The organism is Nocardia suismassiliense (assembly GCF_900269665.1).
GTDB classification, from domain to species: Bacteria; Actinomycetota; Actinomycetes; order Mycobacteriales; family Mycobacteriaceae; genus Nocardia; species Nocardia suismassiliense.
The window spans coordinates 8,839,536-8,863,835 of record NZ_LT985361.1; the positions used below are offsets into that span (position 1 = coordinate 8,839,536).

The 24,300-nt window shown below is 68.1% G+C and carries 22 protein-coding genes; 14 read left to right on the forward strand and 8 right to left on the reverse strand.

Features of this window, described 5'->3' with window-relative positions:
* Positions 1–22: 22 nt before the first annotated feature.
* Positions 23–1,357, reverse strand: a complete 1,335-nt coding sequence (locus DBO33_RS39700; RefSeq protein ID WP_186818796.1) for a DUF445 domain-containing protein — start codon at positions 1,355–1,357, stop codon at positions 23–25.
* Between the two features lie 202 nt (positions 1,358–1,559).
* Between DBO33_RS39700 and DBO33_RS39705 the strand changes: the two genes are divergently transcribed.
* The 5 genes from DBO33_RS39705 to DBO33_RS39725 all read left to right on the forward strand — a co-directional run bounded on the left by DBO33_RS39705 (position 1,560) and on the right by DBO33_RS39725 (position 7,090).
* A complete protein-coding gene (locus DBO33_RS39705) occupies positions 1,560–2,243 on the forward strand; it encodes a TetR/AcrR family transcriptional regulator (protein WP_107659606.1) in 684 nt (227 codons plus the stop codon).
* A gap of 154 nt (positions 2,244–2,397) precedes the next feature.
* Complete coding sequence (locus tag DBO33_RS39710; protein WP_107660994.1) at positions 2,398–3,834, forward strand: ABC1 kinase family protein; 1,437 nt, start codon at positions 2,398–2,400, stop codon at positions 3,832–3,834.
* A gap of 18 nt (positions 3,835–3,852) precedes the next feature.
* Positions 3,853–5,103: a saccharopine dehydrogenase family protein gene (locus DBO33_RS39715; protein ID WP_107659607.1), complete on the forward strand. Its 1,251-nt coding sequence runs from the start codon at positions 3,853–3,855 to the stop codon at positions 5,101–5,103.
* Positions 5,104–5,137: 34 nt separating this feature from the next.
* Complete coding sequence (locus DBO33_RS39720; RefSeq protein ID WP_107659608.1) at positions 5,138–5,770, forward strand: class I SAM-dependent methyltransferase; 633 nt, start codon at positions 5,138–5,140, stop codon at positions 5,768–5,770.
* 237 nt (positions 5,771–6,007) lie between these two features.
* Positions 6,008–7,090: a serine hydrolase domain-containing protein gene (locus tag DBO33_RS39725; RefSeq protein WP_159080739.1), complete on the forward strand. Its 1,083-nt coding sequence runs from the start codon at positions 6,008–6,010 to the stop codon at positions 7,088–7,090.
* A 69-nt stretch (positions 7,091–7,159) separates the two neighbouring features.
* Here the strand turns inward: DBO33_RS39725 and DBO33_RS39730 are convergent, their stop codons facing one another.
* The 3 genes from DBO33_RS39730 to DBO33_RS39740 all read right to left on the reverse strand — a co-directional run bounded on the left by DBO33_RS39730 (position 7,160) and on the right by DBO33_RS39740 (position 9,838).
* Positions 7,160–7,519, reverse strand: a complete 360-nt coding sequence (locus tag DBO33_RS39730; protein WP_159080740.1) for a hypothetical protein — start codon at positions 7,517–7,519, stop codon at positions 7,160–7,162.
* 302 nt (positions 7,520–7,821) lie between these two features.
* On the reverse strand, positions 7,822–9,066 hold the full coding sequence (locus DBO33_RS39735) for a serine hydrolase (RefSeq protein WP_107659611.1): 1,245 nt from the start codon (positions 9,064–9,066) through the stop codon (positions 7,822–7,824).
* Positions 9,067–9,124: 58 nt separating this feature from the next.
* Positions 9,125–9,838: a GntR family transcriptional regulator gene (locus DBO33_RS39740; RefSeq protein WP_107659612.1), complete on the reverse strand. Its 714-nt coding sequence runs from the start codon at positions 9,836–9,838 to the stop codon at positions 9,125–9,127.
* Between the two features lie 196 nt (positions 9,839–10,034).
* Here DBO33_RS39740 and DBO33_RS39745 point away from each other — a divergent pair, with 196 nt between their 5' ends.
* From DBO33_RS39745 to DBO33_RS39760, 4 genes are all read left to right on the forward strand, one after another.
* Entirely contained in the window at positions 10,035–10,427 is a 393-nt protein-coding gene (locus DBO33_RS39745) for a hypothetical protein (RefSeq protein WP_107659613.1), read from the forward strand.
* An 84-nt stretch (positions 10,428–10,511) separates the two neighbouring features.
* Positions 10,512–11,150 carry a hypothetical protein gene (locus DBO33_RS39750; protein WP_107659614.1) on the forward strand — a complete coding sequence of 213 codons (639 nt, stop codon included), beginning with the start codon at positions 10,512–10,514 and terminating at the stop codon, positions 11,148–11,150.
* A gap of 5 nt (positions 11,151–11,155) precedes the next feature.
* Positions 11,156–11,875, forward strand: coding sequence for an ESX secretion-associated protein EspG (locus DBO33_RS39755; RefSeq protein ID WP_234391289.1), 720 nt, complete (start codon positions 11,156–11,158; stop codon positions 11,873–11,875).
* Positions 11,876–11,905: 30 nt separating this feature from the next.
* Positions 11,906–12,754 (forward strand): polyphosphate kinase 2 family protein, encoded by an 849-nt coding sequence (locus DBO33_RS39760; RefSeq protein WP_107659616.1) that lies wholly within the window; start codon positions 11,906–11,908, stop codon positions 12,752–12,754.
* Positions 12,755–12,760: 6 nt separating this feature from the next.
* Here the strand turns inward: DBO33_RS39760 and DBO33_RS39765 are convergent, their stop codons facing one another.
* Positions 12,761–13,621 (reverse strand): LLM class flavin-dependent oxidoreductase, encoded by an 861-nt coding sequence (locus DBO33_RS39765; protein WP_107659617.1) that lies wholly within the window; start codon positions 13,619–13,621, stop codon positions 12,761–12,763.
* Positions 13,622–13,811: 190 nt separating this feature from the next.
* Here DBO33_RS39765 and DBO33_RS39770 point away from each other — a divergent pair, with 190 nt between their 5' ends.
* Both DBO33_RS39770 and DBO33_RS39775 read left to right on the forward strand, forming a co-directional pair.
* Positions 13,812–14,588 carry a DsbA family protein gene (locus DBO33_RS39770; protein ID WP_234391290.1) on the forward strand — a complete coding sequence of 259 codons (777 nt, stop codon included), beginning with the start codon at positions 13,812–13,814 and terminating at the stop codon, positions 14,586–14,588.
* The gene (locus DBO33_RS39775; RefSeq protein WP_107659619.1) at positions 14,585–15,151 is read left to right on the forward strand and encodes a vitamin K epoxide reductase family protein; all 567 of its coding nucleotides are present in this window, start codon (positions 14,585–14,587) and stop codon (positions 15,149–15,151) included. The genes DBO33_RS39770 and DBO33_RS39775 overlap by 4 nt, the downstream gene beginning before the upstream one ends.
* Here DBO33_RS39775 and DBO33_RS44315 read toward each other — a convergent pair.
* Positions 15,148–15,297 (reverse strand): hypothetical protein, encoded by a 150-nt coding sequence (locus tag DBO33_RS44315; RefSeq protein WP_234391291.1) that lies wholly within the window; start codon positions 15,295–15,297, stop codon positions 15,148–15,150. The two genes, DBO33_RS39775 and DBO33_RS44315, sit on opposite strands and share 4 nt — an antisense overlap.
* Positions 15,294–16,235 (reverse strand): S1C family serine protease, encoded by a 942-nt coding sequence (locus tag DBO33_RS39780; RefSeq protein WP_234391292.1) that lies wholly within the window; start codon positions 16,233–16,235, stop codon positions 15,294–15,296. The genes DBO33_RS44315 and DBO33_RS39780 overlap by 4 nt, the downstream gene beginning before the upstream one ends.
* 175 nt (positions 16,236–16,410) lie before the next feature.
* On the opposite strand from DBO33_RS39780, the gene DBO33_RS39785 reads away from it, so the two are divergent.
* From DBO33_RS39785 to DBO33_RS39795, 3 genes are all read left to right on the forward strand, one after another.
* Positions 16,411–17,463 (forward strand): NAD(P)-dependent alcohol dehydrogenase, encoded by a 1,053-nt coding sequence (locus tag DBO33_RS39785; RefSeq protein ID WP_107659620.1) that lies wholly within the window; start codon positions 16,411–16,413, stop codon positions 17,461–17,463.
* A 117-nt stretch (positions 17,464–17,580) separates the two neighbouring features.
* Complete coding sequence (locus DBO33_RS39790; RefSeq protein WP_107659621.1) at positions 17,581–21,582, forward strand: hypothetical protein; 4,002 nt, start codon at positions 17,581–17,583, stop codon at positions 21,580–21,582.
* Between the two features lie 110 nt (positions 21,583–21,692).
* Positions 21,693–22,910 carry an AI-2E family transporter gene (locus DBO33_RS39795; RefSeq protein WP_234391293.1) on the forward strand — a complete coding sequence of 406 codons (1,218 nt, stop codon included), beginning with the start codon at positions 21,693–21,695 and terminating at the stop codon, positions 22,908–22,910.
* Here the strand turns inward: DBO33_RS39795 and DBO33_RS39800 are convergent.
* Entirely contained in the window at positions 22,879–24,204 is a 1,326-nt protein-coding gene (locus DBO33_RS39800) for a phthiocerol/phthiodiolone dimycocerosyl transferase family protein (protein WP_159080741.1), read from the reverse strand. The genes DBO33_RS39795 and DBO33_RS39800 overlap by 32 nt on opposite strands.
* Between the last annotated feature and the right edge of the window lie 96 nt (positions 24,205–24,300).

The following is a 24,300-nucleotide window of genomic DNA, read 5'->3' on the forward strand; positions in this document are numbered from 1 at the left end:
CAAACATTCGGCGCGCTGCTGCTCAGCCGCCGAACATCAACTGCGAGATCGTGTAAATCGCCAGGCCCGCAAGCGAACCGACGACCGTTCCGTTGATGCGGATGAATTGCAGATCACGCCCGACCTGCAATTCGATCTTCTTACTTGCCTCGTCCGCATCCCACCTGGCAACCGTATCGGTGACCAGGGTGCTGATCTCCCCGGCATAGTTCTCCACGAGATACCTTGCCCCCCGGTCGATCCAGCCGTCCACCTTCGCGCGCATGTCGGCGTCGTCGCGCAGCCGCTCGCCGAGTTGCTGCACGTTCTCGCCGACCTTACGCCGCAGCGTGCTGTTCGGGTCGTCGGCCGATTCCAAGATCAAACGTTTGGCCGCGCGCCAGGTCGCCTCGGCCATCCCGGTGATTTCCTCGCGGCCCATGATCTGCGCCTTGATCCGCTCGGCCTTCTTGATCATCGCGTCGTCGTGCTGCAGATCGTCGGCGAATTCCTCGAGAAAACGATTCGCCGCGAGCCGCACCTCGTGCTCGGGATTGGACCGGACCTTCCAGGTGAACTCGACCAGTTCCCGGTAGATCCGTTCGGACAGCAGAATATTGACGAATTTCGGCGCCCACTGCGGTGCGTCGCGCAAGACGATGCGGTCGATCGTCTCCTGCGAACCCAGCGCCCACTGGTGCGCGCGCTCGGCGAGCAGATCGATCAGCGCGAGCTGCCGGTTGTCGGCGAGCAACTCCGCGAGCACCCGGCCGATCGGCGGACCCCACAGCGGTTCGGCGATCCGCTTCACGATCGTCTGGTCGATGATCTGCTCGACGTCCTCGTCGCGCAGCGCCCCGACCACCGCGCGCAGCAGCGTGGAACTCTCCTCGGCCACCCGGGCGGCATGGCCGGGATCGGCCATCCACCGGCCCACCCGCCAGGAGATCTGTGCCGAGGTCACCTTGGCCGAAACCACCTCGGGCGCCAGGAAGTTGGTGCCGACGAAGGTGCCGAGGCTCTCGCCGAGCTGGTCCTTCTTCTTGCGGATGATCGCGGTGTGCGGGATGGGCAGGCCGAGCGGATGCCGGAACAGCGCGGTCACCGCGAACCAGTCCGCCAGCGCGCCGACCATGCCCGCCTCGGACGCGGCGCGCACATAGTCCACCCACCCGTCGCTGCCGCGCGATTCCAGCCAGCGACAGAACAGGTAGATCGCCGTCGCCACGGCGAGCAGTCCGGTGGCCAGTGCCTTCATCCGCCAGAGGTCGCGGCGTTTGCTTTCCTCGTCGAGGACCGCGGCGAAGCCGAACGGGGCGGCCGCCGCGGGCGCCGGGGGCGTTTCCAGGACCGCGATGTTGCCGGGAGCTTTCTCCATGGCTCCATTCTGCTGTGCCGGACGGCGGCCCCGCTTGAGGCGCGGAAGATGTGCAACCTGTCGCATCCCGACCCAAACGCGCATATCACCAGCGACCGGGACATAAGCTGGAGGCGAACGGAGAATCCGACTAACAAGGGAGCCCACGCTGTCCACCGATGACCTTGTCGACGTCGGCGAGATCGCCGACCGACCGGCGGCGGTGCGCACCGGCCGACAGGATGGCCGCAAACGCCGATGGCGCCAGCACAAGATCGACCGCCGCGAGGAACTCGTCGACGGCACTCTTGCCGCTGTTCGAGCACGCGGCTCCAATGCCGGTATGGACGAGATCGCCGCCGAGATCGGCGTCTCCAAAACCGTCCTGTACCGGTACTTCTCCGATAAGAACGACCTGGTCCACGCGACCATGCAGCGGTTCATCGAGACCACTCTGATGCCACGGGTCTACGGCGCGATCAGCCTCGACGCGGACGAATATCAGCTGGTCCGTTCGGCCCTTGGCGAGTACGTCGGCACGGTCGACGAGGACCCCGAGGTCTATCGGTTCATCATGGGCAACGGCTCGGCCGATCAGTCCTCGCTCGCCGAATTCGAGAAACTCTTCGCCGAGGTGGTCGCCGCGGTGATCATCGACCGCGCGACCGCGAAGGGCATCCAGACCGAGGGCGCGATGCTCTGGTCCTACGTGCTGGTCGGTGGCATCCAGCTGGCAACGCACTGGTGGACCACGAACAAGACGATGTCGCGCGAACAGGTGATCGACTACCTGACCATGATGGCCTGGAGCGCGATCGACGGGATGGCGCGTGCCAACGGCTCGCGCGAGGTGTTCAACGCGCAACCGCACGTGCTCCCGACACCCGGTGCGAACTCGGCGAACTGATCAATCGCCCGACTTCCGGGGTGCTAGCTGGGGTGCTAGCAAAAGTGTGACGACGGGCTCGACTTTGCCGCGAGGTTGGCTACTCTGAACCCGAGCGGTGCGCCCAGTGGGCCACGTCACCGCCCCGCGCACTGGCACCAATGGAGGTACCTCGATGGCGAAGCAAGTACCGACCTCTCGGCTTGCTCGTGGCACCAAGCTAGGTGCCGTCGCAGCCAGCTCGGTGATTCGCACGCAACGCGCGCGGCTGTCGATGCGGGGTAGATCCGAGGCCGTGCGCGCGAAGATGGCCGAGGAGTCGATGATTCGCACCACCGAACAGGTGGTCATGGTGCTCGGCACCATGAAGGGCGTGGCCATGAAGCTCGGGCAGATGATGTCCGTGCTGGATATGGACCTGGTGCCGGAGGCGCATCGCGAGCGGTTCCAGAAGCGGCTCGCGGTGCTGCGCAACGCCGCGCCGTCGGTGTCGTTCGAGTCGATGCGCCAGGTGATCGAGGACGATTTCGGCCAGCCGCTGAACAAGATCTTCGCCGAGTTCGAGGCCGAGCCGATCGCGGCCGCCTCCATCGGCCAGGTCTACCGGGGCATCCTGCACGACGGCAGGCAGGTCGCGGTGAAGGTGCAGTACCCGGGCATCGACGCCGCGGTGCGCGCGGACCTGAAGAACCTGGCCATGTTCCGCCGGGTGCTGCAATCGGCGATGCCGTGGGTGACCCCGGCCGTGCTCGACGAGCTGCGGCTCAACATGGAGAGCGAACTCGACTACCAGGCCGAGGCCAACACCCAGTTACAGATCGCCGAGCTCTACGCCGGGCATCCGTTCATCGTGGTGCCCCGGTCGATGCCGGAGCTCAGCACCACGCGCGTGCTGGTCAGCGAATACGTGGCGGGCAAGGGCTTCGAGGAGATCCGCCAGCTACCGGACGCGCAGCGCGACCGGATCGGCGAGATCATCTACCGCTTCTACGTCGGTTCGCTGTTCACCTTCAACGAGTTCTGCGGCGACCCGCACCCGGGCAACGTGCTGCTCGCCGAGGACGGCAAGGTCGGCTTCCTCGACTTCGGCCTGTTCAACCGGATGGATCCCGAGCACGTGCAGTTCGAGCTGACCTGCCTGCGCGCGGCCGCCGAGGACCGCGCCGAAGACCTGCGGGAGTTGATGATCGAGCGCGGCGTGATCGACTCGCCGGACGAGATCGGCGCCGAGGAATGCCTGGAATACGTGCTCGCCGCCTCCGAATGGTGTCTGATCGACGAGGAATTGACGATCACCCCGGAGCTGGCCAGCGGCGCGTTCCTGCTCGCCGTCGACCCGAGGGCCAGCGAGTTCGCCGGGATGAAGCAGCAGAACCTGCCGCCGGAGCACCTGTTCTCCCGCCGGGCCGATTTCCTGACCTTCGGCATGCTCGGCCAGCTCGGCTGCACGGCGAACTGGCATCAGATCTCCCGTGAATGGCTCTACGACGAGCCCCCCGTCACCGAACTCGGCAAGGCCCATCACGCATGGCTGGCCGAGCATCCGCCGGCCGCGCCGAAGAAGCCGCGCGCCAAGGCGAAGAAAGTCCCGAAGCCCAGCTCCAATGCGTAACCCGCAGAACGGAAGACCATGGCAGACACACGCGAATTCGACATCGTCCTTTTCGGCGCGACGGGTTTCGTAGGCAAGCTCACCGCGGAGTACCTGCTCACCGCCGCGCCGGAATCCGCGCGCATCGCGCTGGCCGGCCGCTCGCTGGACAAGCTCACCAAGGTGCGCACCGAGCTCGGCCCGGTGGCCGCGGACTGGGGACTGGTGGTGGCCGACTCGACCGACGAGGCCGCGCTCGCCGCGCTGGCCGCGCGGACCAAGGTGGTCGTCACCACGGTCGGCCCGTACCTGCGCTACGGCTTGCCGCTGGTCGCCGCCTGCGCGAAGGCAGGCACGCACTACGCCGATCTCACCGGTGAGCCGCTGTTCATCCGGGATGCGATCGACCAGTACCACGAGCAGGCCGTCGCGACCGGCGCGAAGATCGTGAATTCCTGTGGGTACGACTCGATTCCGTCGGATCTGAGCGTGTATCAGCTGTACCGGCGCTCGCTCGAGGACAACACCGGCGAGCTGGAGGAGACCACGCTGGTCGCCTCGCTCAAGGGTGGTGTCAGCGGCGGCACCATCGACTCGGGCCGAGCCATGATGGAGGCGATCGCCGCCGACCCGAGCAAGGGCTCGGTGCTGACGCACCCGTACTCGCTGAGCCCGGACAAGTCGATGGATCCCGACGTCGGCCGCCAGTCCGACCAGGCGCTCTCGCGCGCCAGCGCCATCGACCCGAGCCTGGACGGCTGGGTGAGCACGTTCGTCATGGCCGCGCACAACACCAAGATCGTGCGCCGGACCAACGGCCTGCTCGGCTGGGTGTACGGCAAGAACTTCCGCTACCGCGAGGTGATGAACGCCGGCACCTCGCCCGCCGCACCGCTGGTGGCCGCGGGCATGGCGGGCGGCATCGTCGCGACCATGGCCGCGGGCGCGGGGCTGTCCCGGGTATCGTTCGGCCGCAAGCTGCTCGATCGGGTGCTGCCGAAGCCGGGCACCGGTCCGAGCGAAAAAGCCCGGGATAGTGGGTGGTTCGCCATGAAGACGTTCACCCGCACCTCCTCGGGCGCGAAGTACGTGGCGACCTTCTCGGGCAAGGGCGACCCCGGCTACAAGGCGACGGCGGTGCTGCTCGGCGAGAGCGGATTGTGCCTGGCCTTCGACACCGACAAGCAACCCGAGCTGGCAGGCGTGCTCACGCCGGGCGCCGCGATGGGCGACGCGCTCACCGAGCGGCTGCGCGCGGCGGGGATGACCATCGAGGTCGCGCGGGCCTGAAGGCAGTGCGGCGGACGAATGCAGGAGTGATCGGTTGAACCTGGCACGACGCACCATGAACCATCCGGCGCTGGCCGCGGTGTACGAGCGGGCCTGGCGACCCACGCTGTTCTATCTGGCCAGCGGGCGCAGCACGGCGTCGGATCGCCGCGATGCCGTGCGCACGCTGCGGCTCGACGGTGCGCAGAAGGTGCTCGATATCGCCTGCGGGCCCGGCAATTTCACCCGCCACCTGAGCAAGGCGTTGACCGGTGACGGCTTCGCCGTCGGCCTCGACTATTCCGAGCCGATGCTCGCCAGGGCCGTCACCGACAATGCGGGCCCGCGCGTCGGTTATTTGCGCGGCGATGCCCGCGTGCTCCCGTTCGCCGACGGCACGTTCGACGCGGTGTGCTGCTTCGGTGCGCTCTATCTGATCCCCGACCCGCTCGGCGCCACCCGCGAGATGCTGCGTGTGCTCGCGCCGGGCGGGCGGATCGCCATCACCACCAGCTACCGCGCGGATAATCCGTTCGGGCAGGTCAGCCGGGTGATCGGCGGGTGGAGCGGGTTGCGCGTCTTCGACACCAGGACGTTCCCGGACCTCTTCGCCGAGGCGGGGCTGGTGGATATCGAGCAGGACGTGCACCGGTTGCTGCAATACGTCAGCGCTACCAGGCCTGCGTGAACGCGTAGCCGCAACACCGGACTGGATCGCGCGAGTCGGAAACGATCTTCGGCTCGCCGGGGATACCTCTAGTGTCCATCCAGAACGTAGTTGTGCCACCAACATTCGCCGTGGTGTCACCCTCGCCGGTGCGTGAACCCGATTCCGGGGCCGTGAGGAGAGCAGGCGACGAAAATCGGAGAACTGGTGCGGCATTTGCTGGTTATGGCGGCCTGCGTTGTGACAGTGGTGGTTTCGATGGTGACCGGGGCTCCCTCAGCGGTCGCCGATCCGGGCTCCCCCACCGAACAGCTGCAAGCGGAACTCGATCGATTGGTGCAGGCACTCGGTGTTCCGGGCGCTCAACTGGTGGTCGGTGGGGCCGGTCTGAATACCGAACTCGACAGCGGCGCTGGAAATCTGGTCACCGGCGGCGCTTTCCCGCACAACGCGCAAGTGCGGATCGCCAGCAACACCAAGACTTTCGTGGCCACGGTGCTGTTGCAGTTGGCCGCGGAACAGCGGGTGCAACTGGATGCGCCGGTGGAGCAATACCTGCCGGGCGTGGTCGCCGGGCCCGGCGGCGACGGGAATCTGATCACCGTGCGAGATCTGTTGCAGCACACCAGCGGAATACCCGATTACCTGACGCAGTTGAGTCTTGCGTCGGTCGCCGAATTGCGGACACCGCGGTCACCGGCGGAATTGATCCGGCTCGGTCTCGACCAGCCCGCCGAATTCGCGCCGGGTTCGAGTACCGGATATTCCAATACCGGTTTTCTGCTGGCGGGCGAATTGATTCAGCGGCTGACGGGTCAGCCGGTGGGTCTGGAGGTGACCCGCCGGATCATTCTCCCGCTCGGTCTCCGCGACACCTATTGGCCGTTGTTCCCACTGGAGAACGTCATTCGGCAACCGCACCCGCGGGGCTATCAGGAGTTCGACGGCGTGCTGGTCGACATCACCGATATCGATCCAGGCTGGGGTCTGTCCGACGGCGCGATGGTTTCGACCGGGGCCGATCTGAATCGGTTCTTCATGGCCTTGCTGTCCGGTGAGCTACTGCCGCCCGCGCAGCTGGCCGATATGCAACGCACCGTCGAATCCGGCGATCCGTTCCGCGACGACGATTTCGGGCTCGGCCTGTTCCGCCGGGTCAACGCCTGCGGTCTCGAGAGCTGGAGTCACGGTGGCGCGATGACCGGCTTCGTCGTCGTCAATGCCGCGACGGCGGATCGCGCGGTCACCCTCAGCATGAATCAATTCCCCGACCCGGTCACCACTTTCCTGCACCGGGTCGCGATGAACAACGTCATCGACGCGGCCCTCTGCGCCGGTTGACCGGCCGCGCCCATCGACCCGCCGCGCGGTTCGCTGCGCTACGGGTCGATGGGCGAGAAGTTTCGGGGTTCAGCTGCCCGCGCTGCCGGTGGACGGGCGTGCGCGACGCAGGTCGCAGGCCACCCGATCGGCGTCCGGCCGGTCCTCGCCGGAGCGGGCGCAGCCCTGCGCGGTGTAGCCGTGCACGTCGTAGCCCTGTCGGTCGTAACCCCACCTGTCGAAGCCCCAGCGGTCGTAACCCCACCGGTCGTAGCCCCAGACGTCGTAGCCGTCCGGACCATAGGGATCTTCCGGCTCAGCGGGTTTCGGATGGGTCGTGACGGGCGGTTCGGTGGTGACCGGCGGCTTGGTGGTGACCGGCGGCGTGGTCGTCACCGGCGGGGTCGTGGTCACCGGGGGCACGGTGGTGACCGGCGGCGCGGTCGTCACAGGGGGGACCGTGGTCACCGGCGCGATGGTGGCGGGCGCGGTAGTAGCCGGGGTTTGATCAGGGGTTGCGAATGCCGGTATGACAAGCGCGGCGGGAGCAAGCGCCACCGTCCCGGCGACGGCGGCCAGCAGGACCGACTGCCGAACGGTGCGCGAACTTCTCCTCCACTGCGACATGGTTGACCTCCAACTCGAGATGAGCGCGCTCACCGCACCCGAGTCCCCTATCGGTCGAATGTCCAGATTTGCTACAGGGCAGCGACTTTCGCGCCGACCCTACTTTCCGGGGCTTGTGGATCCGATTACCACCAGCTCGGCTGGTCGCTCGGACCGACGCGGTCGGAGATCTGCGCGACCAGTTGCCACGGCCGCTGCGTATCGGTGGTCGCTTTGCCGCTGGTCAGGATTGCCCCGGCCAGCCCACGGGCCGGGTCGGCCCAGCCGTACTGGGTGGTCAGTCCGCTGCGGCCGAAGTGGGTCGGGGTGTCGCGCCCGAATTTCGACTTCCGTCCGCCCAGTTCGAAGCCGGCTCGGCTCACCCGCCCGGCCAGCCCGGGCATGCGGTCGGCCGGTTGGATCGCGTCGCGCAGCGTGCTCTCCCGGATGATCCGCACGCCGTCCAGTTCGCCGCCGCGCGCGAGGATTTCGTAGAACCGCGACAGTTCGACGGCGGTGGTGACGAGATTGCCCGACGGGAGTTCGGCGGTGAGGAAGGTCCGGGTCGCCGATTCCGAGACCGCGCCGCCCATCCCGCCGCCGAGTGCCTTGCGCGCCAGGTATTTCGAGATGCGCGAGGGTCCCGGCCCGGTTTTCACGCCTGCCACCACTTTGTCGACGTCCTCGGGTCGTACGCCGAAGTTGTTCCACCGGAATCCCAGTGGGTCCAGCACCTGCTCGGCGAGGTGTTCGCGCATGCGTTTTCCGGTCGCCCGCTGCACGAGCAACCGTTGGATCAGCCCGCTGGTGAGCGCGTGGTAGATCCGGAATCGCCCGGGCGGCCAACTGGGGACCAGATCGGCCAATCCTTGCGCGGCCAATTCCTCGTCGACGACCAATTCGAACCCCTTGTAGGGCGGCGTCACGAACGGCACGCCTGCCGAATGCGACAGCACGTGGCCGATGGTGATGCGCTCCTTGCGGTTGGCCGCGAACTCGGGAATGTAGGTGCACACCGGGTCTTCGAGTCGAAAAGCGCCCTGCTCCACCAGCATGAACATCACCGCCGCGGAAACTCCTTTCGCGGTGGAGAATCCGCAGAACGGGGTCTCCGGCGTCGCGAGCACCCGCACCGCGTCCGGCCCGTCGCCCGGCGCGTTCCCCCACCCGTGCCCGATGGCCCGGTTCAATACGATCTTGCCGTTGCGCCGCAGGCACACCTGGATCGCGGGCGTCGTGCCCAGTCGATACCAGTCCCGCACCGACTCCCACAGCGCGTCGACGTCGGCCGCGGCCAAGGCGGCCGCCGCGGGATCGTGCTCGTCGCCGACCGTGGTCACCGAGTCCAGATCCTCGGCCACCGTCACCAACGTGCCAGGGAGTGCGCTCATTCGCCCAGCATATCGACCATTCGGCGGCATTCCGGATCGGTCCGCGCGGGCGCGGCGCTCAGCTCGGCAGCCATCTCGCCTGCGGATGCACGATCTCGTCGAGCTGGAGCACGGCGTCGTCGGCGGCGTGCAGCGTCAGCTGACAGACCAGCACGGCGGCGGGCCTGGCCGACCCGAGCACGCGCCGCTCGTCGGCGGTGGCGAGCCGGGCGCCGACCCGGTCGCGCAGGTAGGCGACCCGCAGACCGGTCACCGATTCGAGATAGCGCAGAGTGCCGCCGGGCAGGCGTTCGGTCCGCAACAACAAGGGCGCCACTGCGGCGAGCGCGCCGTCGAACCAGGACGTCGCGAGCTCGGCACCGCCGGATCCGTTGCCCGTCAACCGCTTTCGCATGATCACCGGCCTGCCGCTCGGCAGTGCCAGCACCTCGGCGACCGGGGCGGGCGCGGCGACGAGGGCGGCCGCCAGCACGGTCACCGACTCGTCCTCGGCATACGCCGAACCGTAGCGCGGCACTTGCTCGCGCAGCACCGGACCGCCGGTCCGGTCGGCCACATAGGTCCCGGAGCCGCGCCGGGACTCCACAATTCCCTGCTGCCGCAACGTATTCAGCGCCTTGGCCGCGGTCGGCCTGGCCACCTGCCATTGGGCGGCGAGTTCGCGTTCGGAGGGCCCCTCGGCCCCCGCCGCGAGCTCACCGCGCTCGATGCGATCGCGGAGGTACTCCGATATCCGCAGATATTTCGGCAGTACTTCATCGATTTCGGGCACCGGGTCGCCTCTCTGCGCACACCGCCGCCGGCCGCCGCAGGCCGGCGAAGAATGCAACAATCGTGCCCCACATCACAGGCACAGCGCGAGACCAAGCCGGTCCCCAGAGGGGTTACCGCCCGGTAGAGTGCCCATCCAGTACGGCACTGCGCCAGCGGACCGAACAGCCAGTGGACCGAACAGAGGGGGTTCCCAGATGGCGGTACCGGACACCGGCCAGGGGACGGCGAGGCAACTGTACGCGGCGGCCACCGGGGCGAGTGGGGATCGGCCGTTCGAGCTGGCCACCGACGTCGCCGAGAATCTCGCCGCCGCGTGCGATCAACTCGTCGAGGACCTGCACCGGGCCATGGCCACCGGGCAGCTGGTGACCGAGGTGACCGGATTTCCGAATCTGCCTAGCGGCCAAGGCCTTACCCGCGGCTTCGGCGGCAAGGGCAGGCAGTACCTCGATACGCTGGCCGCCTTCCAGGAGACGGCGCTGCTGTTCAAGGCCGCGTACCTGGCGGCGGGCAAGAAGTTCGCCGACGCCGAAGCCGCGCACAAGGCCGCCCTGGACCTGGTCGCCGAACACTTAGAGGCACGATGAACCATCCTCGCGTCGGGCCGCAGGCGTGCTCCGGCACCACACCGGGCCCGGCCGGGCGCCGTCGAGCGGGCTGAGGGGATCGCCGTGGCAGACTCCGCCGCCCGCGCGGCCGCCGAGCACATCCGCCAGGAACTGGCCGGATTACGCTCCGGCACCACCGATCCCGCGTACGCGCCGGAGCGGGAACGATTCGGCTCCTACAGCCACCAGGAGATCTGGGACCTGGTCCACGAAGCGCTCGACCCGGCGGCGCTGGGCCATGCATCAGCGGTGTGGCAGTCCAACGCGGACGCGATAGCCGAAGCGTTCCAAGCCTTTTCCGACACCGCCAACCGGGAATTCGCCCGCTGGTCGGGCCGCGCCGCCGACGCCGCATTACGGGCGACCCGGCAATTCGTGCTCGCCGGTACCGACGCCCACGACGTATGCCGGGCGGTCGCGCGCCTGCTCGAGCTCAATTGCGATGCCGCGCAGGCGATCCGGGCCGCAATTCCACCGCCCGTGCCGTATCGGCCGCTGGACGATCCGGCCGCCGAAGCGGTGTACGGCGGCAAGCGGCGCATGGCGCACGACAGCGCGGCGGCCGATATCGAGGCCGATGTCCGGGACACGATGACCTACGTCTACGCCCCGACCATGCCCGCCTCCGGAAACCACGTGCCGCGCTTCACCCCACCACCCGAGGGGCCACTGCCCGCGGGCGATGGGGGCGCCGGACAGTGAAATGGGTGCTCACCCCGGACGAGTTCTCGCATGTCTGGGAAAACGAAACCAGCCTCGACCGCAGGCCCTACCCGGTCAACATGGTGCCCGCGGCCACCGTGCGCACCGAATCCGAGTACGCCGCATTGCGTTTGCCGCAGCGCTTCGCCCGCCAGGCCGACCCCGACCTGGCCGCCGCCCTCATGCTGTGCGGGCGCTCCGACGCGACCACCATCACCGTCGCAGGCGAGCGGAATACGCCCCCGCGCAACGGGTCCGGCGCCGACACCGAGCGCATCCTCGCCTTCGCCGCGGTGGTGCACAACCATGCGGGCATCCTGGTCGCCACCCCGGAGAAGGTGACCGTGCTGATGTGCCACGCCCGCGCGGTCGGCGAGCGCCTGGTGCAGATCATCGGCTCGGCCCCGGCCGGTCGGCTCACCGCCATGCGGGAGCCGCAGGACGCGGTGCTGGCCCCGGACCGCACCGAGCCGTTCGGCACCAACGGCCATCGCGGCGCCGCCCGATTCCGGCAGACGCTGCGCAAGCCGGTGGACGGGCGCGGGTTCCTGACCGTCACCGTGGAACCCGACAATCCGATGTCGCCGCCGACGCGCCATCGCACCTGGCTCGATTTCACCGGCGACGGGCGCTACCTGCTGACCACGTCCCAGGACCTCATCCTCACCCCGGTCTCCGACGACGACTTCGCGGCCCAGCTGATCGGGCTCGCGCACATCCGCTGAGGCGCGGGCCCGCTGTGGTAGTTGTGTGAGATGGCGAAGAAGCACTGGTCCGTTCCGGCCACCGAGGCGCTGAAAGCCGATGGCTTGAAGATCGCCGACCTGGACACCTCCGGCACGCCCGGATTCGACGGTGACAAGGCGGCCGGACAGGAGCTGCTCGCCGAGCGCACCGCGGTGCTGTCGGGTCTGCAGGAAAAGCTTTATGCCAATGGACGATCCGGCGATCTGCGCAATGTGCTGCTGGTCTTGCAGGGCATGGACACGGCGGGCAAGGGCGGCATCGTCCGGCACGTCATCGGCTCGGTCGATCCGCAGGGCGTCGACCACCACGCGTTCGGGGTGCCGACCGAGGAGGAGCAGCGCCACCACTACCTGTGGCGCATCCGCAACGCGTTGCCGCGCGGCGGCCAGCTCGGCGTCTTCGACCGCTCGCACTACGAGGACGTGCTGGTGGTGCGGGTACACAACCTGGTTCCGCAGAAGGAGTGGGAACCGCGCTACGACGAGATCAACACCTTCGAGCGCGAACTCGTGGACGAAGGCACCACGCTGGTGAAGGTCGCCATGTTCGTCTCCCTCGACGAACAGAAGAAGCGGTTGATGGAACGCCTGGAACGACCGGACAAATACTGGAAGTTCAACCCCTCCGACATCGATGAGCGCGGCTTCTGGCCCGCCTACCAAGAGGCCTACCAGGCCATGCTCGACCGCACGTCCACCGACTACGCCCCCTGGCACGTCATCCCGGCCGACCGCAAATGGTTCTCCCGCCTGGCCGTCACCGAACTGCTCATCGACGCCCTGACCGGCCTCGACCTCGATTGGCCGCCGGCCAATTTCGATGTCGCCGAACAAAAGCGCCGCCTCGCCCAAGCCTGACCCCGTTCACACGAGCGGGCGGACCTGCTCGGCGACGAAGCGGACGAAGCCCTCGGGATCCGGCTCGTCGGCCGTCGGCAGGACGATGACAGTCGCGGCACCCGCCTCGGCCAGTGCACGCACCGCGGCGGCCACGGCGTGCGCGTCACCGGCGACGCCGGCGCCGGGCGCGTGCTGCGGGGTGCGTTCGGCGGCCAGCCTGGCCGCGGCGTCCGGGCCGGTGGCGGCCAGCAGACTCGCGACGATCACATGCTCGTCGGTGCGCCCCGCCGCGGCGCGGCCCTGCTCGATCAGCGCCCGCGCGGCGCGCACACCGTCGGCATCGGTGATCGAATCCAGCAGCGTCCCATCGGCGTGCGCGCCACACAGCTCGATCGAGCGCGGTCCGCGGGCGCCCGCGTAGATCCGCGGCGGTGCGAGCGGCGGCCAATCCAGCGCTACGTCGTCGAGCTGGACGTAGCGACCCGAGGTGGTGACCCGTTCGCCGGCGAGCAACGCGCGCAACGCGTCCAGATATTCACCGAGCAGCGTGACTGGGGACGCCACCCGCGCCCCCACTTGCCCCATCCAGTCCTGCACGCCGTGTCCGACGCCGAGCTGCACCCGATCGGGGAACAGGCGATAGAGCGTGGCGGCCTCCATTGCGGTCAGCGCCACGTTCCGCAGCGGCACCGGGAGCAGCCCGATACCAACACCCAGCCGCTCGGTCCATGCCAGAACCGCAGCGGCACTGGCGATTCCGCTCTCCAGGAAACAGTCCTCCCAGAGCCAGAGCTGGTCGAGCCCGGCCGCCTCCGCGGCCATGGCCACGGCACGCAGCCGTTCCGGCGGATTCTGCGGGCGAAATACGGCACCGAGGACAGTCATCCCACCATTCCTACTCGGCGGGTCCGACAACGCACGAGATTCGCGGCCGCGTCAGCGCCCGATATTTCGGAATCTCTCAGGTTGACCCACGATGATGTGGCCGTGGCCCGACCACGCGGGGACGAGTTTCGCTCTCTACCATCGTGGCGGCAGGTACCGGCAGTCGAGCGAAAGGCGTGGTGAACGCACGGTGAGCAAGAACCCGGGTGGGAAGAAGAATCCGCTGCTGGCGGCGGATCGCGCCGACCGCAACCGCAAGATCTTCATCCAGGTGGCCGTGGCCGCCGTACTGGTCGCGCTCATCGCGGCGATCGGTATCGGTGTCGCGGTGAAGAAGGCCCGCAGGGACGACCCGGGGCCGAGCCCGGCCATCGCGGCGGCCGCGAACCAGAACGGGTCGGGCATCACCGGAACGATCACCGACAACGGCGCCATCCGGATCGGCAAGCCCGATGCGAAGGTCACCGTCCGGGTCGTCGCCGACCTGCAGTGCCCCGCCTGCAAGGCCTTCGAAGAGGCCAACGGCAAGGTGCTCGACGAGGCCGTGCAGAACGGTACCGCCGTGGTCGAGTACAACGTGATCGCGTTCCTGGACAAGGCCTCCAGCACGCGTTACTCGACGCGCGCGGCGAACGCCTCCTACTGCGTCGCCGAGGCGGACCCGTCGAAGTACATCTCCTGGGTGTCGGCGATGTTCGCCCAGCAGCCCGCGGAGGGCGGCGCGGGCCTGACCGACGACAAGCTGGTGCAGATCGCGAAGGCCGCGGGCTACCCGGATTCGGTGGCGAGCTGCATCACGGATGTGAAGTACGACAAGTACATCCAGGCCCGCACCGATGAGGTGCTCAACAGCGGCATCAAGTCGACCCCGTCGGTCTTCGTCAACGGCAAGCAGATCCAGTCGAGCCAAGAGCTCATGGGACCCGGCGGCCTCGCACCCGTGATCGCCGCCGCCGCGGCGCAGTGATCACCGCCCCGCCCCGGGCCGCCTGGATCCTTCTGCTCGGTGGGCTGGCCGGCTGGCTGGCCTCGGTGGCGCTGACCGTCGAGCGGTTCAAGCTGTTCACCGAGCCGGGCTACACCCCGTCGTGCAGCATCAATCCGATCCTGTCCTGCGGTTCGGTGATGGTGACCGAGCAGGCCGCGGTGTTCGGGTTCCCGAACCCGCTCATCGGCATCGTCGGCTTCTCGGTGCTGGTCACCCTCGGGGTGCTGTCGGTGGTCGGGGTGGGGTTCCCGCAATGGATCTGGGGCGGGCTGTGGCTCGGCCTCGCGGCCGGGGTCGGCTTCGTCTGCTGGCTGATCTTCCAGAGCCTGTACCGGATCAACGCGCTGTGCCCGTACTGCATGGTGGTGTGGGCGGTCATCACCCCGCTGCTCGCGGTGGTCACCGATCAGCTCTGGGGCGGGTCACGCGGCCCGCTGCGGGTGCTCGCGGAGTGGCGCTGGACCATTGTCGCGCTGTTCTACGCGGTGGTGTTGTTGCTGATCTTCCTGCGGTTCCAGGATTACTGGCTGTCGCTGGTCTAGTTCGGCGTGCCCAGCGCGAGCACCAGGGTGACCGTGCGACGGCCGCCCGCGGCGTCGAGGATCTCGAGCTCGATCGTGTCGTGCGGCTTGTGCACGTTGATCGCCGCGTGCAGCGCGCGAGCCGAGGTGATCACGCGACCGTTCACGGCCTGATCACCTCGCCGCGCGCGAGCCCCGCCGCGTAGGCGGGTAGCCCGTAGAGCGCCAGATCTATCCGTGCCCCACTCGGTTTCGCGTCGGTGGTCAGCACGCCGAGCGTTGCCGTCGGGCCGATGTGCACGGTGTCGGTCGGGATGCCGGAACGGATCTGCTCGACCACTCGCATGGCGGTATCGATCGGTACCGCATAGCCGTTCGGCGGTCTGCTCGCCGCGCGCGCCGGATCGCCCGACGCCGCGGCGATCACGCCGACCACCGCACCCTCGCGATCGGCCAGCGCACCGCCGGATTGTCCCGAGCTGACCGCCGCGGCGACCTCGAGCATCCCGGTGAGCGGCTTGCGGGACAGGTCGGCGGAGTTCAACGCGACGATGGTGCTGTCCAGATCGGTGAGGGTGCCCTGGATCGCCGTCGGCGTACCGCCGAGCCCGCCCGCGTTGCCGATGGCCAGCACCTCGTCGCGCACCCGCACGCCGGCCGAGCTGCCGATGCGGGCGGTCACCAGATCGGCCGCGCCGGACAGCGCGAGCAGCGCGATATCGACGCCCGCGTCGTAACCGAGCACGACAGCGTCGTAGGTGCGCCCGTTGCCCACATCGGTGACGCGCACCGTGTCCGCGCCTTTGACCACATGATGGCTGGTCAGCACCTGACCGTCAGGGGTGAGCACGATGCCCGAACCGGCGGCGCCGAGCCCGAACGGCGCGGCCGACGCGCTGATATCCACCAGCGCCGGGTCGACCACAGCGGCGACGGCCAGCGGGTCCAGCGGCGGCGGGGGCTGCTCGATGATCGGCGCGGGCAGCTCGCTCGCCGCGGTCGGCCAGCCCGGCAATTCGCCCCGGTAACCGAGGAATCCGGCCACGGCGAGCAGCGCGGCGACGATCATCGCCAGCGCGCGGCCCCCATACCGTTGCTCATTCATCGCACTCCGCCTCGATGCCATGCGAATTTTATTGTGGCCGGAGATCTTCACCGTAGATCGAAATCAGGTCGATGACCGCCGCTGCCCGCCGAAATACCCGCGTGTTCGTAATTCAGGCGTGTCCGTTATGTGTCATGTTTGGCAAGTGGAGGCATGCGGCGGTAGGCATGTATGCATGACCAATGCTGCTGCGTACGCTCTATCCACACCTGATGGCGCATTCGAGAAGGTGACGATCGAACGCAGGGACCTGGGTCCGCGCGACGTGCTGATCGACATCAAATTCGCGGGTATCTGCCATTCCGACATTCACACCGCGCGCGACGAGTGGGGCGGCACCAAGTACCCCTGCGTACCGGGTCACGAGATCGCGGGCCTGGTCGCGGCGGTGGGGTCCGAGGTGAGCAAATATCAGGTCGGCGACCGCGTCGGGGTCGGTTGCATGGTCAATTCCTGCGGTAAGTGCGGACCGTGTCTGGCCGACGAGGAGCAGTACTGCACCCGCGGCGCGACCATGACCTACAACACGCCCGTCGATCCGGCCGTGCAGGCCGGCGGGTACACCATGGGCGGGTACTCCACCCAGATCGTGGTGACCGAGAACTTCGTCGTCGGCATCCCCGAGGGCATCGGGCTCGACCAGGCCGCACCCCTGCTGTGCGCGGGCGTCACCCTGTTCTCGCCGCTGCGGCACTGGAACGCCGGGCCCGGCAAGAAGGTGGCCATCATCGGCATGGGCGGCCTCGGGCACGTCGGGGTGAAGATCGCCGCCGCGCTCGGCGCCGAGGTGACCGTGCTCAGCCACTCGCTGAGCAAGCAGGACGACGGCAAGCGGTTCGGCGCCAGTCACTACTACGCGACCAGCGACCGGCAGACCTTCCGCGAGCTGCGCGGCCGGTTCGACCTCATCCTCAACACCGTCTCGGCCGACCTGCCGATCGACGACTACCTCAAGCTGCTGAACCTGGACGGCACCCTGGTGATCCTCGGCCTCCCGGAGAACCCGATGACCGTCAAGCCGTTCACCATCGCGGGCTATCGGCGCTCGCTGGCCGGGTCGATGATCGGTGGCCTGGCGCAGACCCAGGAGATGCTGAACTTCTGCGCCGAACACGGCATCGGCGCGGAGATCGAGGTGATCTCCGCCGACGAGATCGACGGCGCCTACGACCGCGTGGTCGCCAGCGACGTGCGCTACCGCTTCGTCATCGACGTGTCGACCATCTGAGGTAATACCGCGGAACCGGTCCGATCACCGAAACGGACGCGGGACGGCGACATATTTCCGCGGATACCTTCCAGATCCACGCAACTTTCCGGAGCACTCGGAAGAAATGGATCTGGCATGGACATGGTGCGATCGCACACGAATCTCGGGCTCTTCCTCATCGACAAAGAATCGGGCGCCGCGATCGCGCGGCACCCGGTCTATGCGGAGGTGGTGGTGACGCGGTGCGGCGGTGGCTCACACACGCTCGACGACGGGACCGCGAATTCGGCGTCCGGCGAATCGACGGACTGCGAATCCGAGATCGAATGGGCCGCGCCGCTCGGTGTGCTGTGGACCGACCACGTCGGGTATGTGTCCTTCGATCTGACCCGGTTGCCCGCGCCGGTCGGTCGCCGGCTCGACAACACGGTCTCCGTGCGCCGATACGGTGCGGCCGCGGTCGCCGAGACGGGCGACGACTTCGACAGCGGCGAAACGATGACCATCCGCGCGCTCGCCTACGGTGCCGCCGAATGGGTGGACGTGCTCGACCAGAACCGGTTCACCGCGGGTGCGGTGGTCGGCCGAATCGTCATGCCGCCCACCGGGCTGGCGCCGCCGCATTACGAGGGCGGGATGGCGACCATGCAGAATCCCACTCTCACCGACTGGCAGCTGTCACCGTCCTCGTTCGCCACCAACCCCAACCAATTGGTCGGGGAGAACGGCTGCGAAAACCTGTACCCGGCCACGCTGTCGCTGCACGAATTCACCACCCGCCAGGTGGTCCGGCTCAGCGACGATCCACCCGGCATCACCATCCCCGAGCCTTATCGTGCGGCCTACATCGATGAGTACAAGGTCACCTGGAGCGCCCTCGGTCATTCGCTCGGCGAGATCCTGTACAGCCTGCCGCTCGCGCCCGGCGAATCGGTGAAACTCGCCATCCTGGACTGGTCCTGGGACAGCCTCACCCGCCGGGACGAGCAGACCAAGCTCACCGAGGACGTGCTGCACCGGACGCACCGGGACCGCACGATCAGCGAGACGGTGCAGGCCGGGCTGCGCGAAATGCAGCACGGCTCCAACTTCATGGGTGGTGTCGCCCACTCCGGCGGCGGCAGCGGCAGCGCGAACGTCGGCGTCGTCGGTCTCGGCGGCGCGGTCGGCGATGCCTGGAGCATGGGCGGCAGCACCGCGACCAGCGACGGCAGCCGCGACCTGACCGCGGAGAATGTGCAGCGCCTCAGCGACAGCTTCAGCCAGGCGAGTTCGGCGCTGCGCGAGATCAATTCGACGGTCGTGGTGCAGGCCAGGCAGGAGCAGCACGAGTCGATCCAGACCCGCACGTTCTCGAACTACAACCACGCGCACACCCTGACCATCCTGTATTACGAACTGCTGCGGCACTATCGGGTCGCGGTGCAGTGGGTGCGCCGCCGCCCCGCGGTGCTGGTCCAATACCCCGCGCCCATCATCGATTTCGACGACGCGCAACTGCTGCGGCACCGCGCCGTCCTGGAGCCGGTGCTGTTGGACCCGGCTCTCGCACCGGGCTTCGCGGCGTTGGCGAAGAAGGATCTGGTCGCCAGGAACCAGCTGCTGCACGGCGTCGACCCGGCCACTTTGGACAGGCCGCAGCCCCAGTTCTGGGAGGGGGATCTGCGATTCGGTCTGTTCGAGTTCTACGTCAAGCCCTCCGAGGGCGGCGGGGACACCACCGACCAGCAGGTGATGCTGAACCTGATCCTGTTGGACGGCAACAATGTGGTGCACCGCCCGCTGCTGCTCGAATGGGAGAAGGGAGACCTGACCCGCAACGTCAATACCGCTGAGCGGCTGAACGATACGGCGACGGCCACCTTCATCTCCAAGCCGGACCAGCCGGTGCCGTGGCGTGACCTGGTCGGGTTCGAGTTCGTGCTGCACGAGGACAACAACTGGCGGGCGGATCGCCTGGCGATCAACGCCTTTCACCCCGGTGGCGCCATCGCACTGCTCGACAACGTCGACGTGGACCTGTTCTTCCGGCAGAACGGCTCTTCCAACACCGTCACGTTCATCCGGCGTCCCGGCCCCCGCCCCGCCGATCTGCCGCCGACCTGGTCGCCCGCCAAATCGCTGACGCCGGAGGAGTTTCAGCACGCCCAGCGGCTGCTCGACCACGTCGATACGAACAACGCCTACTACAACCGCGCCGTCATGCTCGCCACCCGGACCGCGGATATCAGCGTCGCCTTCGAGACGATGCCGTGGGCGGACGGCAAGACCCTCGCCGACGTGGCCGTGCCGACACCGCTCGAAGTTTTCGGCAACCATGTCGCGTACCCGCTGACGGCGGCGGGGACCGTCGTCATGGACCCGCCGCCCGAGGCGCAGACCGAACGCCTGATCACCATGCCGACCCGCGGCGTGTTCGCGGAAGGCAAACTGGGCCACTGCAATGTCGCGGAGGAGATCGACAACACCCGCTTCTGGAAGTGGGAGGAACACCCGATCCCGATCCAGGCCCCGGAGATCGCGCCCGTCGTGCCGACCACGCCGACACCGGTCCCGACCAACCCGACGCCGACGCCGTTCCCGCAGTCGCTGGTCAACGTCGTCGCGCCGAGTCCAGCGCCGGATCCGGTGGGGCTGGCCGCCGCACTGCAATTGCTCGGCACGCCCGGCATCTTCCGGGACATGTCCGGCCGCGCCGAGGTCGCCGATCTGTTGAAGAAGCTGTCCGACAATACGATCTCGATCGCCGAGGCCGCCACCAAGGCGCGCGAGATCCAGTCCAAGTACGGCAGCGCCGGCGCGGGCACCGGCGACGGATCGACGGCAGCACCGGCCGCCGGGCTCGGCTCGGGACGTACCTCGCCGAGTGACCGGTCGTCGACGACCACCCAGGATCTGCAGGACTTGCAGCACGTGCTCGGCAATGCGCAGGCGAAGAACCTGATCACGGCCGAGGCGGCGAAGGAGGCGTACGCCAGGGCGCTGCGCGGCGCCTACGACCCCGACTATACGAACGCCTCGACCAGGAAACCCACTGCGGCCGTGCCGATTACGGCGGCGACCGACGCGCAGCTCGGTCAGGCGGCGGCCGTCGAATTCTTCGACGCCACCGACATCGACAACTACTTCCTCGATGTCACGGGCAAGACCTTCGCGGGGTGGTTCACCGCGACCCTGGCCGGGCGGGGCAGCTGGGGACCGCTGTCGATGTCGATGGACACCGACACGCTCAACCGCTTCATCGACACCTGGAATGCCTTCCCGCCCATCGTCGGTACCGACCGCGGCGTCGGCGCCAAGGGGATCACGCTGCCCGAATTCGCCACGCTGATGGCCAAATTCCTGCACGAGACGGGTGGCAAGCTGCAGTTCCGCGGCGCGGAAACCGTTGGCGGATACGGCCATCCAGGCCTGTCCTACGCCTTCGACTCCTTCCTCATCCAGCGACCGGGCGAGGCGGCCTTCACCAAGGCCTCCTACAACACCGGCAACGGCAATCACACGGCGTTCGCCTGCTTCCACGACCCGATCTACCTCGCCGCGTTCGGCACCCTCGCGCCCACCGACCAGGCCGTGCGTGACCGCTCGGAGTGGCGGGGCACGACCTGGCCCGCCGGGGTGCCGACGTCGATCGACAGCTCGACCGCGTTCTTGCAGGAGGCGGACTTCTACAAGTTCCGCGGCCGCGGCGCGATCCAATCCACCGGGCGGGCCGCCTACCTGCCGATCGTGGATTTCGTGCGGACCTACGCGGGCGACGATGCCCGGATCATCGCGGTCAAGGACCGGTGGACGAACCTGGCGAGCACCCTTGCCGCTCAGGGTGTCCAGCTGACCGGCAACGACGACTTCGCCACCGCGTCGAGCAACGCCGACTGGGACGCGCTGTTCGCCACCGTCACCATCCAGGCGGTCGCCATCCGCGGCCACAACAACCTGGCGGGCAAGCACTATCTGCCGATGTCGAGCAGCGCGCCGGTGCTGCGCGGCACCGGTCGCGGCTCGGCATACTTCGTCGCGATCGCGATCGCGGGGAACAACCCGTCCTACGGCAACGACGTCCGCCAGCGCATGCTCGATTTCATCGGCACCCTGTGGCGGACACCGCTGCCGTCGGCCGGTTCGATCGAGATCTGATCCGCGGCCGGGCCCCGGGGATCCGATTCCCGGGGCCCGGAGGCGCACTGCAGCGGGCACCTCAGTGCGGAATGCGGGGTGAGATCGAATCGGGTGGGTACGTTGGCGATGTGGCTTCGGACGAGGACGACAACGCGACACCGCCCGCGGAGGCACCCACCGGCGAAGCCGTGGTTACCGCGGAGATGACGACCACCCCGCCGCCGTGGCTGCTGCGGGCGTTTCTGCTCGCCGCCGCCACGGTGGCCGGGCTGTTCGCGGGCTTCTGGGCGCTGACCAGGCTCCAGGGCTTGCTCACCATTCTGCTGGTCTCGCTGTTCCTCGCCTTCGCCATCGAGCCTGCGGTGAACTGGCTCGCGCGCCGCGGGATGAGGCGCGGACCCGCCACCGGGGTGGTCTTTCTCGTCTTGATCACGGTCGTCGTCGCCTTCTTCTGGACGCTCGGCGCACTGCTGATCGAGCAGGTCACCGCCCTGGTCACCAACGCGCCGGAGTATGCCGACCAGGGCATCGACTGGATCAATCACACCTTCAAGACGAACCTGTCCGGTACCGATATCGAGCGATATACCAGCGACTGGAGCAAATACCTCGAGGGCGCGGCCGGCAACGCCTGGGACATCGGCACCCGGACGGTCAGTGTGGTGTTCCAGTCCCTCGGCGTTTTGCTCTTCACCTATTACTTCGCCGCCGACGGCCCGCGCTTCCGCAACGCCGTGTGCTCGCTGCTGCCGCCGCGCAAGCAACGACATGTGTTGCGCGCCTGGGATATCGCGGTGGAGAAGACCGGCGGCTACATCTACTCGCGCGGATTGCTCGCCCTCGCTTCGACGGTGGCGCACTACGTCGCGCTGCGGGTGCTCGATGTGCCGTCGGCGTTCGCGCTGGCACTGTGGGTCGGCGTTGTCTCGCAGTTCATTCCGACCGTCGGTACCTACCTGGCCGGCGCGCTGCCGGTCATCGTCGCGCTGGTGCACGACCCGTCCGACGCCGTGTGGATTCTCGGCTTCATCGTGGTGTACCAGCAGTTCGAAAACTATGTGCTGCAACCGCGAATCACCGCGACCACCCTGGACATGCACCCGGCCGTCGCCTTCGGCGCGGTGCTGGCCGGCGCCGCGTTACTCGGCGCGACCGGTGCGCTGCTCGCCATACCGGTCACCGCGACCGTGCAGGCCTTCTCCGGGGCCTACATCCGGCGCTACGAGGTGCAGACCGATATCGACGTGCGCGCGCCGCTGCCGCCACCGCCGCCGAAGCCCCATCGAAAGTGGGCTCGCCAGTTGACCATCCGGTTCACCGGAGCTGAGCGACCGAAGGACGAGTAGCCGCGCACCGGCGCAGTTGCTCGAGCAGCGCCGAGGCGACCTTGCCCAGCTGCGCGCGGCTGTGCTGCGCGGTGTCGTGCTCGACCTGGATGGTGAGCCGGTCACCGACGGTGAAGACGGTGAGCTTCGGCGGCATGCCCGGCCCCATCGCGAAGACGTCGTCGCGCACGTGCCCGAGGCCCGGCGGTGTCGAATGTGCGGGCAGGCGGCCGATATTGGACATGGCCAGGGTGGGTGCCGCGGCGAACGCGGCGGCCGTCGCCGGATCCGTGACGCGCTGCGCGGCCAGCAGGAATCGGCCCGCGTCGCGTCGCGCTACCGCGGCCTGCATACCGGCCGCCACCAGCAGACCTAGTTCGATCGGGTTGTGCTCCGGCCCGACCTCGGCCGGGGTGCCGACACCGGACGCGACATTCAGCATCGTGCCCGCGGGCAGCGGTGGCACCAGCTCATTACGCAGATCCATGGCGTGCCCGCAGAGCAGCGGCAGGGCACCGGTGGCCGGTTCGAGCTGCGTGCGCCAGGCCACCAGTGCGGCGCCGCAGAGCAGGCTGTTCACCGAGATCCCGTGCGCGCGAGCGGAATCGACCAGTGCACCGGTTTCGGTACTGTCCAACTCGATGCGCCGCACCGCGAAACGGCCGAGGAGATCGTCGCCGACGCCGTCCCCGTCGCAGGGCAGCGCGCGTGGCGCCGCGGCCGGGTCGATCATCGTCACGCCTGCGGCGGCGAGTTCGAGGAACTCGGCCACCTCGGCATCGGAAAAGACCTCGGCGAGGCGGGTATCCATCGCCTCGGGCAGCGACTGATCCGAGTCATCCACCGGCAGTGGGCTTCCCGCGACGTGCGCGGTGTAGCGCCCCCACAGCTCCGCGAGCAGCGCGAAAGCCGAACGGCCATCGGCGATTCCGTGGTGGATGGTCAGCACGAGCTGCTGACGCTCACCGGCCCGCAAGAGGTGGGCGCGGAACAAGCCGCCGGTCCAGTCCCGCGGACCGTTCACCAGCCGCAGATAGTCGGCCTCGTCACCGTCGGTGACGTCCAGGCGCGGGCGATAGTCGTCGTCGCGGCGCAGGTACATCGTGCCGTCGGACTCGGTGATCACCCGGCTGCGCAACATCGGGTGCACGGCGGCCAGCTCACCGAGGACCCGGCGCAGCAGCTCGGGATCGAGCGCTCCGTGCACGGTGGAGCCGATGTACAGCGGCATGCCGCCGGTGGGGACGCTGCCGAGCTTGGTGTCGGTACCGAAGAACGTGGATTCGAACGGGGAAATGAGGCGCTGTGCGGTCATGTGCTCGAACATACGCATGTTTCAAACGCTTGTCACAAACAGTTGTATGAAACGGTCGTCACAAACACCCGTATGCCCGGTTGCTATCGTGCGAAG

What these genes read in the sequence shown, in the direction of transcription:
- DBO33_RS39700 (WP_186818796.1), bottom strand. Translation starts at nt 1,357, where the DNA reads ATGGAGAAAGCTCCCGGCAACATCGCGGTCCTGGAAACGCCCCCGGCG.
- DBO33_RS39760 (WP_107659616.1), top strand. Translation starts at nt 11,906, where the DNA reads ATGGCGAAGAAGCACTGGTCCGTTCCGGCCACCGAGGCGCTGAAAGCC.
- DBO33_RS39780 (WP_234391292.1), bottom strand. Translation starts at nt 16,235, where the DNA reads ATGAATGAGCAACGGTATGGGGGCCGCGCGCTGGCGATGATCGTCGCC.
- DBO33_RS39715 (WP_107659607.1), top strand. Translation starts at nt 3,853, where the DNA reads ATGGCAGACACACGCGAATTCGACATCGTCCTTTTCGGCGCGACGGGT.
- DBO33_RS39785 (WP_107659620.1), top strand. Translation starts at nt 16,411, where the DNA reads ATGACCAATGCTGCTGCGTACGCTCTATCCACACCTGATGGCGCATTC.
- DBO33_RS39725 (WP_159080739.1), top strand. Translation starts at nt 6,008, where the DNA reads ATGGTGACCGGGGCTCCCTCAGCGGTCGCCGATCCGGGCTCCCCCACC.
- DBO33_RS39790 (WP_107659621.1), top strand. Translation starts at nt 17,581, where the DNA reads ATGGACATGGTGCGATCGCACACGAATCTCGGGCTCTTCCTCATCGAC.
- DBO33_RS39735 (WP_107659611.1), bottom strand. Translation starts at nt 9,066, where the DNA reads ATGAGCGCACTCCCTGGCACGTTGGTGACGGTGGCCGAGGATCTGGAC.
- DBO33_RS39710 (WP_107660994.1), top strand. Translation starts at nt 2,398, where the DNA reads ATGGCGAAGCAAGTACCGACCTCTCGGCTTGCTCGTGGCACCAAGCTA.
- DBO33_RS39765 (WP_107659617.1), bottom strand. Translation starts at nt 13,621, where the DNA reads ATGACTGTCCTCGGTGCCGTATTTCGCCCGCAGAATCCGCCGGAACGG.
- DBO33_RS39800 (WP_159080741.1), bottom strand. Translation starts at nt 24,204, where the DNA reads ATGACCGCACAGCGCCTCATTTCCCCGTTCGAATCCACGTTCTTCGGT.
- DBO33_RS39745 (WP_107659613.1), top strand. Translation starts at nt 10,035, where the DNA reads ATGGCGGTACCGGACACCGGCCAGGGGACGGCGAGGCAACTGTACGCG.